The sequence below is a fragment of the Micromonospora sp. RTBAU3-60 genome (assembly GCF_054963695.1).
Genome location: NZ_JBUEGB010000067.1, coordinates 1 through 18,807, shown reverse-complemented (window position 1 = coordinate 18,807; position 18,807 = coordinate 1). Strand labels below are relative to the sequence as shown.

At 70.0% G+C, this 18,807-nt stretch carries 15 protein-coding genes; 5 read left to right on the top strand and 10 right to left on the bottom strand.

The genetic code is table 11. The features are described 5' to 3' along the window. Window positions 1-54: 54 nt before the first annotated feature. The 5 genes from ACY34I_RS33630 to ACY34I_RS33610 are packed head-to-tail and all read right to left on the bottom strand — an operon-like array spanning window position 55 to window position 6,378. The gene (locus tag ACY34I_RS33630) at window positions 55-2,520 is read right to left on the bottom strand and encodes a type IV secretory system conjugative DNA transfer family protein (RefSeq protein WP_462759201.1); all 2,466 of its coding nucleotides are present in this window, start codon (window positions 2,518-2,520) and stop codon (window positions 55-57) included. Then, complete coding sequence (locus ACY34I_RS33625; RefSeq protein ID WP_462759200.1) at window positions 2,517-4,268, bottom strand: VirB4 family type IV secretion system protein; 1,752 nt, start codon at window positions 4,266-4,268, stop codon at window positions 2,517-2,519. The genes ACY34I_RS33630 and ACY34I_RS33625 overlap by 4 nt, the downstream gene beginning before the upstream one ends. Further along, entirely contained in the window at window positions 4,265-5,155 is an 891-nt protein-coding gene (locus tag ACY34I_RS33620) for a PrgI family protein (protein WP_462759199.1), read from the bottom strand. The genes ACY34I_RS33625 and ACY34I_RS33620 overlap by 4 nt, the downstream gene beginning before the upstream one ends. After that, window positions 5,152-6,069 carry a conjugal transfer protein TrbL family protein gene (locus ACY34I_RS33615; RefSeq protein ID WP_462759198.1) on the bottom strand — a complete coding sequence of 306 codons (918 nt, stop codon included), beginning with the start codon at window positions 6,067-6,069 and terminating at the stop codon, window positions 5,152-5,154. Before ACY34I_RS33615 ends, ACY34I_RS33620 begins: the two co-directional genes overlap by 4 nt. A 9-nt stretch (window positions 6,070-6,078) precedes the next feature. Continuing rightward, entirely contained in the window at window positions 6,079-6,378 is a 300-nt protein-coding gene (locus ACY34I_RS33610) for a pilin (RefSeq protein ID WP_462759197.1), read from the bottom strand. 607 nt (window positions 6,379-6,985) lie between these two features. Here ACY34I_RS33610 and ACY34I_RS33605 point away from each other — a divergent pair. Continuing rightward, the gene (locus ACY34I_RS33605; protein WP_462759196.1) at window positions 6,986-7,993 is read left to right on the top strand and encodes an RNA polymerase subunit sigma-70; all 1,008 of its coding nucleotides are present in this window, start codon (window positions 6,986-6,988) and stop codon (window positions 7,991-7,993) included. A gap of 246 nt (window positions 7,994-8,239) precedes the next feature. Here the strand turns inward: ACY34I_RS33605 and ACY34I_RS33600 are convergent, their stop codons facing one another. Continuing rightward, a complete protein-coding gene (locus ACY34I_RS33600; protein WP_462759195.1) occupies window positions 8,240-8,803 on the bottom strand; it encodes a dihydrofolate reductase family protein in 564 nt (187 codons plus the stop codon). A gap of 326 nt (window positions 8,804-9,129) precedes the next feature. Further along, on the bottom strand, window positions 9,130-10,089 hold the full coding sequence (locus ACY34I_RS33595) for a helix-turn-helix transcriptional regulator (protein ID WP_462759194.1): 960 nt from the start codon (window positions 10,087-10,089) through the stop codon (window positions 9,130-9,132). 87 nt (window positions 10,090-10,176) lie between these two features. Here ACY34I_RS33595 and ACY34I_RS33590 point away from each other — a divergent pair, with 87 nt between their 5' ends. Beyond that, on the top strand, window positions 10,177-10,737 hold the full coding sequence (locus tag ACY34I_RS33590; protein WP_462759193.1) for a DinB family protein: 561 nt from the start codon (window positions 10,177-10,179) through the stop codon (window positions 10,735-10,737). Window positions 10,738-11,243: 506 nt separating this feature from the next. Here the strand turns inward: ACY34I_RS33590 and ACY34I_RS33585 are convergent. Continuing rightward, entirely contained in the window at window positions 11,244-11,984 is a 741-nt protein-coding gene (locus ACY34I_RS33585; protein ID WP_462759192.1) for an alpha/beta fold hydrolase, read from the bottom strand. A 56-nt stretch (window positions 11,985-12,040) separates the two neighbouring features. Between ACY34I_RS33585 and ACY34I_RS33580 the strand changes: the two genes are divergently transcribed. Further along, window positions 12,041-13,003 (top strand): helix-turn-helix transcriptional regulator, encoded by a 963-nt coding sequence (locus ACY34I_RS33580; protein ID WP_462759191.1) that lies wholly within the window; start codon window positions 12,041-12,043, stop codon window positions 13,001-13,003. Between the two features lie 137 nt (window positions 13,004-13,140). Here the strand turns inward: ACY34I_RS33580 and ACY34I_RS33575 are convergent, their stop codons facing one another. Beyond that, on the bottom strand, window positions 13,141-13,560 hold the full coding sequence (locus ACY34I_RS33575; RefSeq protein WP_462759190.1) for a winged helix-turn-helix transcriptional regulator: 420 nt from the start codon (window positions 13,558-13,560) through the stop codon (window positions 13,141-13,143). 112 nt (window positions 13,561-13,672) lie between these two features. On the opposite strand from ACY34I_RS33575, the gene ACY34I_RS33570 reads away from it, so the two are divergent. Together ACY34I_RS33570 and ACY34I_RS33565 are read left to right on the top strand one after the other, a co-directional pair. Further along, window positions 13,673-14,320, top strand: coding sequence for an NADPH-dependent F420 reductase (locus tag ACY34I_RS33570; RefSeq protein WP_462759189.1), 648 nt, complete (start codon window positions 13,673-13,675; stop codon window positions 14,318-14,320). 410 nt (window positions 14,321-14,730) lie between these two features. After that, window positions 14,731-17,238, top strand: coding sequence for a low temperature requirement protein A (locus ACY34I_RS33565; RefSeq protein ID WP_462759188.1), 2,508 nt, complete (start codon window positions 14,731-14,733; stop codon window positions 17,236-17,238). Here ACY34I_RS33565 and ACY34I_RS33560 read toward each other — a convergent pair. After that, window positions 17,218-18,807 (bottom strand): hypothetical protein (locus ACY34I_RS33560; protein WP_462759187.1); only part of this gene is annotated, 1,590 nt, incomplete at its 5' end. The two genes, ACY34I_RS33565 and ACY34I_RS33560, sit on opposite strands and share 21 nt — an antisense overlap.

Below are 18,807 nucleotides of genomic sequence, written 5' to 3'. Positions count from 1 at the left end.
CCAAACGAGCCCCCGATGCCGCACCCAGCCGAGCCCCCGAACGAGGCAACCCGGTCAGCGTTCGCGTTCGGTCATGCGCCGTCGCATCGCCGTGCGGGCGAGCTGCTGCATCGGCGGCTCGCCGCCGGTGCGGCGGTGGGCGGCGGCGCACTCCTGCCGGATCGCGGTCGCCTCACCCACGACCGGCGCCGGAGGGTTGGTCACGAACGTGAAGCCCGGCAGCTCCCGGTTGCCGACCAGCACCCGGGCAGCGGCGGTGTAAATGTCGAGGTGGGCAAGGTCGTGCTCGTCCAACTCGGGCTTGGTGTGCCGGGACAACTCCCTGGCGTCGGCCGGATCGACGGTGAAGAACACCTTCGACCGCGCGTTGGCCGACACCGCCGCGGCGACGTCCCTGGGCAACTGCGCCAAGTCCTGGTGCGCCAGCACGAGCCCGAGCCGGAACCCCCGCGCCTCGGCCAGCATGTCCCCGACACTGCCGGGCAGCGTCAGGAAGTTCTGGCACTCATCCACGTAAAGGCAGGCGTCTTTCCGCTGGTCCTCGGGGATGGCGGCCCGGGCGATGGCGGCCTGCCACACCCGGGCGACGATCATTGAGCCGAGGATGCGACTGGTCTCCTCGCCGAGGATGCCCTTGGGCAGTCGGCACAGCAGCACTCCGCCGTCGAGCACCCGGCCCATGTCGAACGAGCTGTGCACGTTACCGATCACGCTCTTGACGAAGTCGCGCAGCAGGAAAGCGCGCAACCGCGCCAGCACCGGAGCGATGACCTGCCCCCGGAACTGCTCGTTGATGCCGTCGTACCAGACCCAGAACCCGCCGAGCCCATCCGGGTCGTCCAGGCCGTGGGTGAACCTGGCCCGATACTGTCGGTCCTGCAACAGCGACGGGACCATGCTCAGCGTCGGTTTCGCATGCCGCATCAACGTCAGACACGCCACGCGCATGGTGTCGTCCATGCGCGGTCCCCACTGGCCTTGGAAGATCTTCGCGAAGATCCCCACCAGGTTGTCCACCGCCAAGTGCGGATCGCCCTGGTCGTCGAGGGGGTTGAAGCAGCCTGGGTTCTCCTGATCCGGGTCGATGATCACGACCTTGCTCGCGTAGGAGGCGGGCAGCCGGTCGAGGATGTCGGTGATCAGGTCCCCACGCGGGTCGATGACCACCGTCCCACGCCCGGCCTTGATGTCGCCGAGGATCATGTTCAACAGCAGGGTGCTCTTGCCGACACCGGTCTTGCCGACCACGTGCACGTGCTGGCGGGCGTCGGTGACGGTCAGGCCGACGCTGTGGTGGCCGATCTGCGACCGGCCCAGCACCTTCACGCCCCGGCCGCCGGAGGGCACCTGCACCGGGGCCGGCACGGCCTTGGCCCGAGCCCGATCGAGGCCTGGCACGGCGAGGTCCTGCGGCAGCGCCGCCATGGCCGCGAGTTCCGGCACGGTGGCCAGGAACCCGCGACGCAGCCTCCGCCCGGCGAGGGTGGCCACAGGTTGCGGCATCTTCATCCGCCGCAGCCGGTTCGGGCCGGTGTATGCCGCGGCGGCCGAGGCGATGGCGTGCCGGAGCCCGACGAGGCGTGACCGAACCTGCTCGGCCCGCGCCGGGTCCGGCGCTGACTTGCCCGGGGCGGCCGCTACGGCGAACCGGACCGCGATCTCGAAGTGCGGCACCCGCACGGCCTTGTCCACGATCGTGCGGGCGTCGGCCGTGGCCACCGGGTCCCGCTCGGCCACCCGCGCCGCGGCGTTCGTCTGGCTGCGGGGCCGGGACGAGCCGGGTGTGAACACATCGACGAGCCACAGCAGAGGCTCGATGGCCAGTCGCGCCGCGCCCGAAACGGCGCGGGCGGCCATATCGGGCCGCCCCTGAGGCTGGTTGCTGGTGGTCGCTGCCGCCCGTCTGGCCGCGCGGACGCGGCGGGCGGGTGCCGGGCGGGCGAGGATCTGCACGCACGCGTATTCGCGATGCCGGACCTGCGCGCCGGCGGCGAGCAGCGCCCGCAGCGGGTCGGCGTCGTGGTCGCTGCGCAGCGGCAGCAGGTCGGGGCGCTGCGGCCAGTGCGCCCCACCCACCTGCTCACCCACCTGCGGTGGGATCGGGGCGGCGGCGTCGGCGACGGTCAGGGTGGCGGCGGGCCAGGCCGCGCGGACAGCGGCCTCGACCGCGCCGTGCGGCACCGTGCCGGGTACCCACACCCGGATGGTCAGGGCGCGGCCGCTCCAGGTGTACTCCCACCCGACGTGCGGGATGCCGAACAGGCGCTGTTGCCACACCGACGGCGTCAGCACGCCGGTGAGGGTGGTCCAGAACGCGGCGGCGGCCTCGGCGGTGACCTCGGGTGGGGCGGCGATGGTCAGCCACCGCGCGCCGGCCGCGAGCCGTCGGTGCCGCCAGGCGCGCACCTGATCATGGGTGCCCACCGCGCCGACGATCGTGGCGGCGGCGAGAACGCCGAGCCACGGTCGGGCGACGATCCAGTGCCAAAGCTCGGCGGGCCAGACCACAGCGGTCGTCATGCCTCCTCCCCGAGGCCGGTTACGGCGATCTTGTGCTCGGCGGCCGACCCGAGGGCGCGGAACGGAATCCGGCTCCGGCCGGCGACGAGCAGGCCCTCGCCGCGCGGCGCCGACAACAGCAGCCGCGATTCCCCGGCGGTCAGGTTGAACGCGTCGCTGACGGCGTCGATGGACTGCGTGCTCTGCCGCATCAGCACCTGGGTAGCGGCGTTGGACACCACGGCGAGGCCGAGGTCGGTCGACAGCACGTCGGCCGCGTCCTGGGTGATCACGCACAGCCCAGCGGATCGCTTGCGGGCGGCCTTCGCCATCCGGAACAGGAACCGTGCGCCTTCGCCGTCGCGCATCAGCAGCCACGCTTCGTCCACCACCACAAGCTGCCGCCGCCGGCGTGAGCTCGTGGCGGGAGTGTCGATGCCCGACCAGATCGAATCCAGGGCCAGCAGCGTGCCCACGGTGCGCAGCTCGTCGGGCAGGTGCCGCAGCGACCACACCACCAGATGGCCCTTCGGGGTGGTGGTGGTCGGCCCGTCGAACAGGCTGGCGAAGTTCCCGACCGTCCACGGGGCGAGCCGCGCGGCGAGCTGCCCGGCGGCCGGGTCACCGTCGGCGGCCAGGACCTCGGCCAGGTCCCGCAACAGCGGAGCAGGTTTTGTCCAGGTGGCCGGGTCGCCGTTGATCCCGGCCTGGTTGTAGGTGGTGGTGATGGCCCGGTCGAGGGCGGCTCGTTCGGCCGGCGGCGGGGTCGCCCCGAGCATGACCGAGATCAGCGTGTGCAGGTACAGCCCGCGGCGGGTGAGCGTGTCGGGCCGGTTGTCGGCGGGCAGGTCGAGGGGGTTGATGCGCACGCCCGGTTGGCCGAGTTGCACGACGGTGCCGCCGACGTGCTCCGCGAGGGGCGCGTACTCGTCCTCCGGGTCGATCACGCTGACGGTCGTGCCCTGGTAGAGGTTGCGCAGGACTTCCAGCTTGACGAAGTACGACTTTCCGGCGCCGCTGCGCGCCAGGACCACGCTGTTGTGGTTGTCCTGCGCCCACCGGTTCCATATGAGCACCCCGTTGCTGGTGGTGTTGGCCCCGTAGAGCACGCCCTCGGGCGGGGCGACCGTGCCGGGGGAGGGGGCGGCGAGGTCGGCCGAGGCGAGGGGGAACGCTGCCGCGAGGGCGGTGGTGTCGAGGATGCGGCGCATCCGCAGCGGGTCCACACCGACCGGGAGGGTGGCAATCCAGCCGTGCTGGTGGCGGAACGTCGCCGGCTGCAAGTCGAGGAGCACGCTGGCGGCGGCCGACTTCACACCTGCGGTGACGGTGGCGAGTTCGTCGAGGGTGCGGGCGTGGATGGTGATGTAAATGCCGACCTCGAACAGCTTCGCCGCGCCGCGGGCGACGCGGTCGGCGAGGTCGGCGGCGTCGGCGGCTGCCGCCTCCACCATCGGGTCACCCAGCCGTCCCTGGTCGGCGTCGAGGCGGCGGGAGGATTCGAGGCGTGCGCGTTGGCGCTTGAGCATCGGCGCGGCCAGTTGCGGCGCAACGGGGTCCAGGTGCACGGCGACGTCGACCCGGCCGGGGTAGGACAGCAGGGGATCCAACCAGGCGGGGCCGACCTCGGCCGGGTAGCCGCACACCGCGTACGTGGCGGCGTACCCGTCGCCGACCTGCACGTGTGATGGGGTGACCGACAACGCGGCCGGGGAGGGTATGCCTTCCCCGGCCGCGACACTCTTCTTCTTCGGCTTCAACAAGATCATGGTGTGCTCCGTAGGGTGATCGGAGTGCCCGGCACTGCTCGGGGGCCAGGCGCAGGTGGGGAGAACGGATCGACCGCGGTCGCGAGGGCGGAGGCGACGGCCGGCCCGTCCAGAGCGGCGGCTTCGACCCCGAGGCCGGACAGGGCGCGTACGGCGCCCTCGGCCGCGTGCGCGCCGGTGACGACGGCGAGGACCTGGCGGCGCAACGGGTCGCGCTCGCTGTCGAGATGGAGGAGGAACTCGGCGTAGTCGTCGGCGGCGGCCTGTAACGCCGGATGCGGCAGGCGCGGCGCATGGTCGACGGTCGCCTGCGCGTAGGCGGTCAGGTCGTGCCGCTGCGCGGCAACGACGATCTGCGCCGGCCCGGTCAGCGAGTTGAGGAACCGGCCGAACCCGTCCAGCAACGCACCCTGCTCGCCGCCGGTGCGCAGGTGAATGTTCGTGGTGCCGCAGGCAATCAACACCTTGTCGCTGCCCTCACTGGTGAGGACTCCAGTCGGGCTGACCGCGGTGACCGGAGAGCGCAGCGGCGCCGGGACGCTCGGCTTGCCGGCCACGACCGCGACCGAGCTTGCTTGTGCCACACCCGGCGCGAGCGTGCGCGGGCCACGGGCGAGCGCGAACCCGTGCCGCAGCCACACATCCAGCGGCAGGCCGTCACGGCGGCCGAGCGCCACCACGACCGCGGCGGCGAACACGATGACCCCGGCGACGATCCACACCGCCGGCGGCAGCAGATGCCCGAAGGCGCGGTAGAGACCGAACCCGGCCAGGCCGGCACCGCCGATGATGCCCAGCTGCCGGAACGTCAGCCCGAACGCGATGCGGTCGGGCTCGTTGACGTTGGCCGGAACGACAGCGCGCGGGGGAGTGTCCTGCTGGGTCATCGCCCACCTCGCACGGCGGTACGCGCGACCCGGCCGAGCGGCAGGTGGCGGGTGACGCCCTGGATGAGCACCGCGCGCAGCAGAATCCCGCCGGCGTTCGGCGACCCCGCGCGGCTGGCGTGCCGGCGCACCATCCCGGGGATCTTGATCGTGACCCACAGCACGACGATGACGAGCATGAGGTTCACCGTGTCCGAGCCGGGCAGGCCGAGCAGGATCGGCAGATTCGACTTCGGGTCGGTCAGCAGGTTGATGCCCGCCGAGAACGCGACCGCCTGCAGCGCCGGTGTGGCCAGGCAACCCAGCAGGGTGCGCCACCACAACTCGGCGGCACCCTGCGTCCACGGGGTGGCGTAGCACGCGAGGGCCACCGGCGCGACCCCGGCCAGGACGACCAGCACCCCGATCCGCACGAGCCAGGTGCCGACGAGCATGAACATCAACACGACGATGAGCAGTCCGATGATGGCCATCAGGAGCGTGGCGGTCTCGTCGGTCATCGCCGAGGCGATGCGAGCCCGGACGAAGGTGACCGCCTCGCGGGTCGGCGCGGACGTGCCGGCCATCGACACGGTCAGGGCGTTGGCGATGTCGATGAGCACGCCGGTCAGCGGGACCGCGAACGCGGACAGCACGAAGCCGACGACGAGCCGGGGGATCAACTCCTTGATGCCGTAGCGCATCTCGATCGAGTCGCCGACCATCGCGGCGACGCCGACGGCGATGATCGCGAGGATGAAGCAGGCGTTGACGACCACCGCGCTCTTGCCGGCGATCGAGGTCACCTGCGGCAGGACGGTGACGTCCGGCGATACGAAGATGGAGGATGCCAGGAAGGCCAGCAGGCCGCCGAGAAGGTCGGTGACCTTCTCGGCGAGCCAGCTGACCAGGCCGTTCATCAGCCAGTCGACCATGACCGCGCCTCAGCCGCCGAGGATGCCCTGCAGCACCTGCAGGATGATCGGGGACAGCACAGCGAGGGCGTAGCCGACCAGCGCGGACTTGACGTTGCCCTTCGCCTGCTCGACCTGCGCCGGGTCACCTCCGGCGGCCATGTACCGCAGGCCGCCGATGACCAGGAACATCGTCGCGACCAACGCGATGATGCCCATGACCCAGCCGGTGATATTGGCGATGACCTGGGCGATCGAGTGGGGGCCTCCGCCGTCGTCAGGGGCGGGGGCGGCCAGGACTAGGTCGTTGAGAACAGAGATCGTGTGCATTGCTCTCCTCCACAGGGATCGGTGGGCCGCCGCGGCGGGGACCAGGCGAAGGACCGTCTGCTCCGGTGGGGGCGCTCCTCCCTTGCGTGTGACGAAGGGGTGCGGTGTCAGTACGCCGCGCCAGCCATGCCGGACCATTGGCCTCGCCGGATGGTGGTGGTCCCCACCGGGCGGGCATGCCGTGGATGACATGCACCGCCCAGATCTCGGCTGTCAGGCCGATCGAACTCGCCGCCCACCTGTCACACCCCGACAAGACCTGTCAGTGACTCACGGTGCCGGGCACGGTTGGCGCGGACCGGCAACACGAAGAGGCCACCCCGGGCGTTGCCCAAGACGGCCTCGTGCCGAGATCAGCAGGGGAGCGGCGCATGTACAGCACCAGACACGGCTCGAAGCGCAACGGTGCAGGCCGGTCAGCCCTCTCTAACGATCGGCTATTCGACGTCCCTGGATCGTTCCCGACCCCGGAGCACCTCCCCTGGATCGACGACCCCACCCGTCCGGCCTGGCGAACGGCCCGGTGTCCGTGGCTTCGCCGATCAGAAATCCTCCGCCACGTCGTCAGTTCAGTTAGCACTCTCGCACCGGTGGAAGGATTAACGACATGACCGACGCCAGACGGCTTGGCGCCGCCGAGGCCACATTCATCGCGGCGGTCCGCGCGGACGATACCGCGCGGTTCGCGCTCCTGACCGAGCGCCACCGGCGTGAGCTGCAGGTGCACTGCTACCGGATGCTCGCGAACTACGAGGACGCCCAGGACATGACGCAGGAGACGTTCCTGCGAGCGTGGAACAAGCGGGAGTCGTTCAAGGGCCACGCGGCCCTGCGGACCTGGCTGTACCGGATCGCGACGAACGCCTGCCTCGACTTCCTGAGGAAGCGCGACGACCGCACACCCGTGCCGTCCGAGCTGCCGGACCCCGACTCCGAGGTGCTGTACCTGCAGCCGTACCCCGACCGGATGCTCCCCGAGGACCCACAGGAATCGGTGGTGGCGCGGGAGACGATCGAGCTGGCGTTCATTGTCGCCGTCCAGCACCTGCCGCCGCGGCAGCGGGCGGTGTTCATCCTGCGCGACGTCCTCGGCTGGCCGGCGTCGACAGCCGCCGAAGCCCTCGAGCTGACCGTCGCATCAGTGACCAGCGCACTGCAGCGGGCCCGTGTGACGATGCGCGAGCAGCTGCCCGACCGCCGCCTCAACTGGCGGAGCCCCGCCACCCACGAGCTGTCGAATGACGAGCGCGGCGTGGTGAAGTCGTACATCGAGGCCCATGAGCGCAACGACCTCGACAGGCTGATGTCCCTGCTGCGCGACGACCTACGCTTCGCGATGCTGCCCGATCCGGGCACCGTGACCACGACGGCCAAGGACGCGGTCAACGGCTGGCTCTCCGGTGGGCTCTTCCAGCGCGGCCACGACGACTGGCGCGGTATCACCACGACGGTCAACCGCATGCCCGCCGCCGTGCTGTACCTGCGCACCCCCGACGACCCCGAGTACCGGCTATTCGCCATCGCGGTCCTGCACATCGTCGACGGGAAGATCGCCGAGCTCACCGGATTCGACGCCACCGACAAACCATGGCTGGACCTGCCACCGACACTGTGATCAGACAAGTCCCCATCGTCGACGAGTCCAGCGCCACGGGCCGGCGTCACCGAAGTCACCGCGGAATGAGCACCCCAACTGCCTGAACACCACGCGACAACGCGAACACCAACGCCCCGCCGGCGTTGCCGGCGGGGCATCTTCATGCCCGAAGGCCGGGGAAAGTTCCCTCAAGGTCGAGGGGCACGGTGAGCACGCCAGGAAGGATTTCGTCCTGGCCTCACGAGCCCAGGAACTGGCCCGTACTCATCGCCTCGTCTCGTATCGGGTCAGTACCACGCCGCCGAGAAACGTCCGCGTCTCCACCAGGTTCAGGTTCACCCAGCTGTCCAAGGCCGTGAAGAACGGCGTGCCGCCGCCCAGCAAGGCCGGTGCGGTAACCAGCACGTACTCGTCGATCAGGCCGGCCCGCATGGCCGCTGCGGCAAGTGTGGCGCCGCCGATGTCCATGGGGCCGCCGTCCTCGGCCTTGAGCCGGGTGATCTCGGTGACCGCGTCCCCGGTGACCAAGCGGGTGTTCCAGTCCACCGTGCTGATCGTCGAGGAGAACACCACCTTCGGCATGTCCCGCCAGCGGCGGGCGAACTCGATCTGCGCCGGTGTGGCGCCGGGCTGCTGGTCGGCGGTCGGCCAGTGAGAGCTCATCGTCTCCCACAGTCTGCGCCCGTACAGCGCCAGGCTGGTCGCCCCCACCCGGTCGGACCACCACTGGAACAGCTCGTCGCTCGGTACGCTCCAGCCGAGGTCGTCGCCGGGCGCGGCGATGTAGCCGTCCAGGCTCAGGTTCATACCGAAGATCAGTTTCCGCATCGTGCCAGCCTCCCGTAGGTCGATCTCACACGTACAGACGGACACGGCGCGGAAACCTAATCGGTGCGCGATCTGCGTCCGCAGGTAGTCCTCGCCATCAGACTCGGCACGGCGCACACAGCTGGACTCGAGCACTACCCACCGGATCCCAACTTCACCCATGTACGGGCAGCGGCGCACCCATGGCCAGCTCTCCCCGGACCGCTGCTGCCGTTTGCCCGGACGGGAAGGCCTTCCACGGTTCGCCCGCCGGCTACCTGCGGCCGGATCTGCACTTGCGCCCCGCGTTTGGCTATGCCGCGAGCGCGTCGACCGTGAAGGGCGGATCACGCCCTAGCCCGGTTGAATCGGGCACCCCAATTGTGGATCTGCTCGAGCAGTTCAGGCGGGTCGAGGACGCGGAAGTCGGCGCCGAGCGCGCCCAGTGCCATGGTCGGCCAGTCCAGGGAGTCGGCGGTCATCCGCACTCGGCAGTGCTTGGCGTCGAGCTCCTCGACTGTGCCCCATCGACCGATCCGCTCGCGCACGGCTGCGGCCGGGGCGTCGACCAAGGCCTCCACCCGGTACGGGCGGGGCAGGTTGCCGAGACTGGTGCGGACGAACTCGGCGGCGTCGGCGGCGGGCAGGTCGCGGGGCCGGAACCGGGATCCGGTGCCGTGTGGCGCGGTGAGGCGGTCGATTCGGAAGCTGCGCCAGTGGTGCCGGGTGAGGTCGTAGGCGACCAGGTACCAGCGGCGGCCGAGGGAGACCAGCCGATGCGGTTCGACGTGCCGGTCGGTGTGCTGGCCGTCGGCGGCGGTGTAGGAGAAGCGGAGGTGTTCGCTGTCCCGGCATGCCAGCGCGACCGCGGTGAGCACGCCCGGGTCGACGCCGGGCCGGGTCGGGCTGTCCCAGCCGGCGGGCAGGGTCATCGCGCGCAGCGCCTCGACTTGGCGCCGTAGCCGGGCCGGCATCACCTGCACCACCTTGGCCAGCATCCGCACGGAGGACTCGGCGAGGCCCTCCACCGAGCTGTGCGCCGCGGCCTGCAGCCCCACGGCTAGGGCGACTGCCTCGTCGTCGTCGACCAATAGCGGCGGCAGTGACGCGCCCGCGGTGAGCTGATAGCCGCCGTCGACGCCGCGCTGCGCCTCGACCGGGTAGCCCAGCTCGCGCAGCCGGTCGATGTCGCGGCGCAGGGTGCGGACGGAGACGCCCAGCCGCTCGGCCAGTTCGGTGCCCGGCCAGTACCGGTGGGTCTGGAGCAAGGACAGCAGCCGCAGTGTCCGGGTGCTGGTGTTCGCCATGATCTCGATTCTTCCGCAATTCAGGCCAGAAAGTGACCGCTACGGTCCCTAGCGTGTTCTTGACCGAACCACCAGGAAAGGCAGACCATGACCGTCGACGAAGCGACCACCCGCGACCTGTCCGCCGCGCCCGCCGTCACCGGCGAGCGCGCCGACCTGCTGGCGATGCTGGCCAAGCACCGGCACTTCCTGCGCTTCACCACCCGCGACCTCACCGACGAGCAGGCCGGGTGCCGGACCACCACCAGCGACCTGTGCCTCGGCGGCCTGATCAAGCACGTCACATCGGCCGAACGGAACTGGGTGGGCTTCATCCTGGACGGCAAGTCGGCGACGGGGGGTGACTTCACCGATATGACCGAAGCCGACTGGGCCCGACGGGCCGACGAGTTCCGGATGCTGCCCGGCGAGACGCTGGCCGGTGTGCTGGCCGACTACGCCGACGTGGCCCGCCGTACCGACGAAGTGGTCGCCACCCTGCCCGACCTGGACGCCACCCAGGAGCTGCCGAAGGCCCCGTGGTTCCAGCCCGAGGACCGGTGGTCGGCCCGCCGGGTGCTGATGCACATCATCACCGAGACCGCCCAGCACGCCGGCCACGCCGACATCATCCGCGAGTCCCTGGACGGTGCCAAGAGCATGGGCTAAGCAGTGGCATGGTGAGGGCGTATTACGCCGCGCCCGCCACACCACCAGTACGAGGACGCGGGGCGCCTCCACAAACAGCGCCCCCTCAAAAGGGCGCATCCTTCCCGCGGCCCGAGCCGCAGCAGGAAGTCAACGCCGTTGCCGGCCGGGTCAACGCCCTTAGCCGAACCCGGTCGGCCACGTCCATGCCGTCGAACAGGCCGCCCTACACCCGCTACAGACTCGATCTGACGCCTCGCCCCGGCTATGGCTGATGCTACCCGACACCACCTGCACGACACCGCAGCCCACAACCTTGGCTAACCTACTCGAATCAGGTGCTGCATCAACGCCGGCTATGGCCGCGAGGCGCTCGTCACCGAAGATGCCATCGACGCTGATCGCCGGCGTCCGGACGCGCCGAATTGAGGATGTTGCTTTGGGTGGCATGGTCGGGTTGTTCGGTTCCGTCGTCGACCGCGTACCGCTGCCGGGTGAACTGCTGTGTGGTCACCCGGCAGCGGCGGTTACGCCGTCAGCCGCGCGTTGTGCAGGATCGCGGCCAGCTCGACCGGCCGGCTGAGCATCGGCCAATGCCAGGTCGGCAGTTCCTCGTAGCGCCACGCGTCGCCGGCCATGTGGCGGTACAGCGGCATTGTCGCGGCCATCCCCTGCACCTGCGCGGCGGTGAAGCTCGACAGCACGCCGAGTCTGGGCAGTTTCTCCCATGCCCCGGTCAGCCGGACCGGGGCGGTGGCGGTCGCCCACGGCTGGTCGACCGACCGCTCGCGCAGCAGCGTGACGATCGAGTCATCCACGTCGGGCACGCCGGCGGCCAAGTCGGCCCAGGGCGGCGGCGGCAGCCGCCACCCGTCACCGTGGTCGGCCACCAATGCCGCGTTGCGCTCGCGCTCGGCCGGCGGGGTGAACTCGACCTGGGCCACCCCGTCGGGCAGCGGGCCGGTGTCGACATAGACCAATTGGGCGACGCGGTCGGTGACGCGCTCGGCGGCCGCGGTGACGACGCTACCGGCGTAGCTGTGCCCGACGAGGACCACGTCGCGAAGGTCCTCGTAGCGCAGGAGGTTGACCACGTCGGTGACGTGGACGTCGAGGTCGGTGTCGGGACGGGCCAGGTGGGCGCGCTCCCCGAGGCCGGTCAGGCTGATCGGGTACACGTCGTGGCCGTGCCGGCGTAGTTCAGCGGCCGTCGAATGCCAAGCCCAGGCGCCGAGCCAGAACCCGGGGACCAGTACGAATGTCGTCATGCGCGGCACACTACGGTCAATACCGGGCAGTTTCCGCCCGGATTAGGAGGACTTCTTTGGCCAGGCCGACAGCGCGGGTACTGGCCCTGCTGGAGATCCTCCAGTCGGGCGGCGCATTCAGCGTCGCCGACCTGGCCCGCCGGCTCGGCGTCGACGAGCGCACCGTCCGCCGCTACGCGGCCCACCTCCTCGACCTGGGCATCCCGGTCGAGACGCGCCGTGGCCGCTACGGCGGGTACCGGCTCGCGCCCGGATACAAGTTGCCGCCGCTCATGCTCACCGACGAGGAGGCCGTCGCCATCGCCCTCGGCCTTGCCGCCGGGCACAGCGCGGGACTGGTCACAGCCGATCACGCCGCCACCGAGAGCGCCACCGCCAAGCTGCGCCGGGTGCTGCCAGCCGCCCTTGCCCGGCGCATCGACGCCCTACTGGTCACCATCGACGTCACCGGACCGGTCCGGCAGCCCACCCCGCCCGGCACCGAGGTGCTGCTGGTGCTCGCCGAGGCGGCCCGGCACCGACACCCGGTACAGCTGACATACACCACCTGGCATGGCCGCTCCAGCGAACGCGGCCTCGACCCGTACGGGCTGGTCTTCCACAACGGCCGCTGGTACGTCACCGGTCGCGACCACGCCAGCGGATCCATGCGGACATTCCGACTCGACCGCATCGGCGCTATCCGCGCCACCGACGGGGCGTTCGAGGTGCCGGCCGGGTTCGACCCCACCGGACACGTCCTTGCCGGACTGGCCTCGGTGCCCTACGCCCACGACGTCTCGGTCCTGCTGCACACCGGCCTCGCCCAGGCACGCCAGCGGATCCCTCCAACGGTCGGCACACTCACCGAGGTCGCCGACGGAGTGCGGCTGACCACCCGAGCCGAACACCTCGACGGCGCCGCCCAGATGCTGGCCGGGCTCGGCTGGCCCTTCACCATCGAACGGCCCGCCGAACTCAGAGCCGAGGTGCGCGCCCTGGCCGCCCGCCTTCTCACCCACGCGGAGGCAGGCGAGTAGACCGTCACAGCGCCCGTCGACGTTGGTATGCCGGCAAGCCTGAAACATCCGCTCCTGCCGCCCTGCGTGCGCGCTGGCTCGTCACAGTCGGTGATGGGCGCTCTGCACTGATCTGTCGCTCAGGCCCGGCCAGTGGATTAGAAGCTTTGACTGGTGATGTCGAGCGGATCGGGACCGGGTGGGCGTCTCCGTGCCTCGAACCGCTCCTGGGCGTCGAGGACCGCATCGGCGTACCTGATGGCCCAGGCGCCCATCATCTGCATGGGCTCCAGCAGCGCGTCGCCCGCTTCGGTCAGCGCATAGTCCACGCGGGGTGGCGCTTGCTGGTACGGCCGGCGTTCCACCAGGCCGTTGTACTCCAGTCGGCGTAGCGCGTCGTTGAGCACCTTCGGGCTGATCCCGCCGATCCGGTTGAGGAGCGCCGCCGGACGCATCGGACCGTACGCGGCGATCGTGTAGACCACGACGCTGTCCCAGCGGTTGGCGAGCACCTCGAATGCCACGCGGGCCCGGCAGTCGGAGGTGTAGTCGTCGAGCTGTTCAACGGCGCCTCTCATGGGTCCATCCTGCCCGATGTGTCGCACACCGTTTGGTGTGCATCGGCCTGCCTATCGTCCTGCACGGTGGTCAGAACCGAGCCACCGCAGGGGAAGAAACGGAGTACTGCAGGTGAAAATCGGCATTCTTGGGACGGGCGGTATGGCGGCGGCGCTCGGCGGCGCATGGTCCGCGGCCGGGCATGTGGTGGTGATCGGTGGCCGGAGTGAGGAACGTGCGGAGCGGACCGCCGAAAAGATCGGCGCCGCTGGGCATGGCAGCCTCGCGGATGCGGCGGCGCATGGTGACGTCGTGCTCGTGGCGGTCCCGGCGACAGCGGCCCCACAACTGGTGGGCGGTCTTGCCAGCAGCCTCGCCGGACGGACGGTGATCGACTGCACCAACGCCCTTGTACCGACGGGCGACGGACTCATGCTCGATACCGGTGCTGCCACGTCTGTGGCGCGGCAACTGGCGGCTGCTGTGCCCGACGCGCGTGTGGTCAAGGCGTTCAACCTTTGCCATGTGAGCATCTGGACACTACGTGCGCCAACGTTCGAGGACGTACCGCTGGCTGTGCCCTACTGCACCGACCACACCACAGCAGCCGCGGCGACGGAAACCCTGATCAGCTCTATCGGCTGCACGCCGGCGCCGTGTGGCGGGCTCGCGCGGGCGGCATACCTCGAGTCGACCGCGGCGCTCGCGATCGGGCTGTGGTGGTCGGGCGGACAGCCGCGCGCCTTGTTCCCCTCCCCAGGGGAGGCGCCGCGTCCCTGAACCTGCTGCGGCCAGTCCGGAGCCCTCAAGCCCGCTCAGCCGGGCAAGGACCACCCCGCATCGAACATCCCGCACATCCGCCCGAAGGGTGCGGTTTTCGGTGACGACAAGGACCGGCCGGCGGTGTCAGCGAGGGCGGCTGCCGGCGAGGTGCCGGTTGACGTGCGCCGTGCCGTACGTGACCGGTCGCGTCAGGTACCGGTGGACGGTGCGTTCGGACTTGCCGATCCGTGTGGCGATGTCCGCTGGGTGCAGAACCGCGACACTGAACGATGTGACTCCGCGGCCGCTTCCCAACCGCTGATGCCTACTAACCACCATCGCCGGAAACCCCGTTCGCGCTAGGGATAGCCCCCAGGCAAGCTTTCGATCTCGCTGTCTGGCCGTTGGCTGCTTGGCAAACTGGTGAGGTGAGCAGGGGCCGTCGGCTACGGGTCTGGGTGCCGGGCCGGGCGCGGTTCAGCGGGCGGTTCGAGCTCGAGGCCGGGGGCTTCGGAGTGACCCGATTGGAGCTGTTTCTCGACCTGGTGTTCGTGTACGCGTTCTTGAGCGTGACCGACCTGATGGCGGAGAAGTTCCGGCTCGAGGGCCTGCTGCAGGGCGTGGTCGTGATCCTGCTGCTGTGGCGGGCGTGGACCTCGTACACCGTGGTGGGCAATGTCGTGCGCGTGCGTTGGGGGATGATCCGGCCGATCATCCTCGGGGTGGCCGCGATCATCCTGTTGATCGGCATTGCCACGCCGGTGGCCTTCACCGATCGGCCCGGTGCGCTGTTTGGTCCGCTGATCTTCGTGACCGCCTTCGTGTTAGCGCGGCTGATGGCGGTACTGATCCTCATGTCCGCCACGTGGGGCACGCAGCGGATGCCTAGGCCAACGCTGGGCGTATTGCCGTTGTGCGGCAGCGCGGTGTTGCTGCTGTGCGGTGCCCTGCTGCCGCGTCACCTGCCGGCGGGGGTGAACGATGTCCGTCTGGCCTTCTTCTTCGCCGCCGCGTTGGTCGACTTCATCGGCGTTCGGGCAATCGGCGCGGGTGGTGGCTTGCCGATCGTGTCCGTGTCGCACTGGACCGAGCGGCATCGGTTGATCATGCTCATCGCACTCGGTGAGACGATCATCTCGATCGGCACCAGCCGGGGCCTGAACGGAGGTCCGCCGATTACCTGGGCGGTCATCTTCGGCTCTGTACTGAGCCTCCTGGTCGTGGCGGTGCTGTGGTGGCGCTACTTCGACATCGCCGGACTCGCCGCCGAACAGGCGGTGGAGCAGGGCTCGGCAGGCAGGAGATCGCTTCTGGGCCGTGACGCGTACAGCCTGCTACACGCACCCATGATCGTTGGACTCGTCCTGCTCGCACTCGGCCTCAAACGCGCGTTGAGCTCGGTCGAGCCCCCAACCGCCCACCACTGGGACTGGCTGAGCGTGTTCGTTCTCTACGGAGGTGCCCTCCTCTACCTGCTCAGCCTGACGGCCGTCGAGCGCCGCACCATCGGCCTGCTCGGTCGAAGCCCGCTGCTGGGAATCGTCCTGATCATCGCCCTGGCACCGGTCGCGGTCCACCTACCGACCTTGGCCGCGGTGGGCCTGCTCGCCGCCGTCCTCGTCAGCATGGTGCTGGCCGACCTCACCGTGTTCCGGCGGCGCCACCGCGAACTGCACGAGCTGGTCGCGCCGGCGGCTGCCCGTGCCATCGGTACCGGTGTCACCCCGAGGGAGCTCTTCCTCGACCTGGTGGTCGTCTACGCGTTCATCCAGGTCACCGTTCTGATGACCCGGCACCCCTCCGCGGCCGGGGTCGTCCAGGGACTGGCGGTGCTCACCCTGCTCTGGGCTGCCTGGTGCGTCTACACGGGCATCGGTAACGCGCTGCGCAGCGAGTCCATCGCCGCCCGGTTGAGCGTCCTGCTAATCGTGGCGCTGACCCTGACGATCGGTATCGCCATCCCGCAGGCGTTCGACCGAGTTCCAGGGGGCCTGCCCGGTCCCATGATCGTTGTGCTGTGCTACGCCGCGCTCCGCCTGCTGCACCTGGCCACGTTCTGGCGGGTCGCTGACGCACCGCTACGCGCACAGGCGTGGCGGGTCACCGTCCCGACCGTGACAGCGCTGACCCTGCTGCTGTTCGCTGCACAGGCCGCCTCCCGACCTCCCGGCCCCGACACAGGCCGGCTCGAAGCCGCCCTCTGGCTCGCGGCCGTCACCGTCGACCTCTCCAGCGGCTACCTCGTCGGGCGGAGGTTCTGGAACATAGGGTCCGCGAAGCACTGGACCGACCGCTACGAACTGATCATCCTCATCGCGCTGGGCGAAGCGATCATCTCGACCGGGGTGGCCGTGTTCGACCGTCCGATCTCCTGGTCGGTCATCCTTGCCATCGCAGCCAACATGATCCTGCTGGCCAGCCTCTGGTGGGCGTACTTCGACACCGACGCCATCGTCGGACACCAAACCATGCAATCCTCGACCGGCAGACAGCGCGCGGCACTGGCCCGAGACGCCTACGCCTTCCTACACCTTCCCATGATCGCCGGCCTGATGCTGCTCGCCTTCGGCCTGCGCAAGCTCCTCGGCCTGATCGCCCACCCGTCAAGTACGCACACACCGCTCGGGCACCTGGCCCTCTTCACCGGAGTCATCCTCTATCTCCTGGCCAACCAGGCATTCCGGTGGCGTGTCCGACGGGACATCCGCCCGGTCCGGATCCTCGGAATCCTGCTCATCGCGGCCCTCGCCCCGATCACCAGCCCCCTGCCCCCGCTTTGGGTGCTGACCATCCTGGCCGCCACCACCGCCACCGTCATAGTGATCGACTCCCGACAGGCCGTCGACCTAAGGCGACAGCTACGCGAACCGCCGCCATCGGCCATCCTTGCCGACGCCCGACCCATCCAACCGTTCCTACAGACTGAGCGGGAGTGAGTTCTGTTTCCAGGACCCGTGCTCGGCCGAGCGCCCCGAACGGTGTTGGGCGTTCTGGTCTCCCGCGTTCTCACCGCGTCCGGCGTCGGCGGATCGTGTCCGTGGTCCGGGAATGCGGGGGCGGGTTTCCTCGCGCCTTGTGGTGTCCGGTCCGGCCTGGGCGGTCCGATGCCCCGCACGATCGCTCTGGTCGTGTGGGGGCGGTGCCGTCCGTCGCCGGATCGGGTGTCCCAGGGCACGCCGTCCGATCGCCACCGCTGCCGCGTGGTGGCGAGTGGTCTTGCGGTTTTTGCTGGTGAGGGGCTTCTGCCAGTGCTGCGCGCCCCACTTGCTGGTGTAGGCGGGGTCGACGGCGATGATGGTGATGCCGAGCTCGGCCGCCATGCTGACGAGCCGGGCGCGTAGCTTGCTCACGGGCATGCCGGAAATCAGTTTGCGGAACCGCTTGCGGCGGCCGTGCTTCTCGCGGGTCTTCTCCGCTGCGAAGTCGAGGTCTTCGACCGCGATCGACAGGTGGTGCCGCTTGGCGAAGTGCAGTAGCCGGATGAGCGCATGCCGGACCTGGGCATCACGGTGCTGCGCGGTGCCGGACAGGTCGTAGCCGTAGGTGAGCGGGGCGCCGAGCGGGTTGCCGTGCTCATCCAGACGCCAGACAGCCAGGTGGTCGGCGTTGGTGTCCACGCCGATCAGGCCGCCGGCCCGGGCAGCGCTCAGGGGCGCGGTCTTGACCGACGGGATCGCCCAGGAAGCGGTCAGGTACCAGCGGCCCTTGGCGACGTCTTCGTGGATGCGGTAGGCCACCGCCCGGTTCGCGGTGACACGGTCGCGCCACTGCTCCCCCCGATGCGGGAAAGACACCTTCGCGGCGAGCACGTATCGCCCATGCGGCGCGTTGGCCAGGTGCGCCAGCGGCGCGGGCAGTTTGAGGGACACTTTCCCGTCGGGGGTGACGCGGATCGTCTCGTTCCCGAACCGTTTCCCGGATTCTCCGTCAGCTTGCAGGAACCGTCGCTCGGCTTCCCACTTGCGGCGCCACTGTGGCTCGGTGAGCCGGGCGTCCGGCAGGTTGTTACGGGCCTTCAGCAGCCGCTTGCCGCCACGTACCACGCGCACGCGGCCCTGTTCCCGGTCGGCCCGCTCGGCCTGCAGCCGGCACTTGAGCAGGTGCAGGCGGCGCGTCTTGGCGAACCACTCCTGCCGGGTGCGGTAGCCGCCCGGCGCCCGCTTGCTGCCCTTGGCGCCCACCGGCAGCGACAGGCGGTGCCCGATCGCCGCGATACCGGCCTCAAGAGACTGGATGTGCGCGAGCTGGGCGCGTCGAGACAACGTCCACTGATCGTGCGAAGCCTTCGTGATCGACCCGGCCCACCGCGAGGAAGAATCCTCGGTCAGAGCACGCTTCCGATCCGCCCACGCGTCGCTGTTGTGACCCAGGCCGGCAGCGCACCGCGCCTTCAGATCCCGCCCCGCCAGCAAACCGAGATGCTCACCCACCGCGCGCAGAACTTCCTCATCCACAAGGGTGAGGCCCTTGAGCCGGTCCCGGATCGCCACTCCCGAGGGACCGAG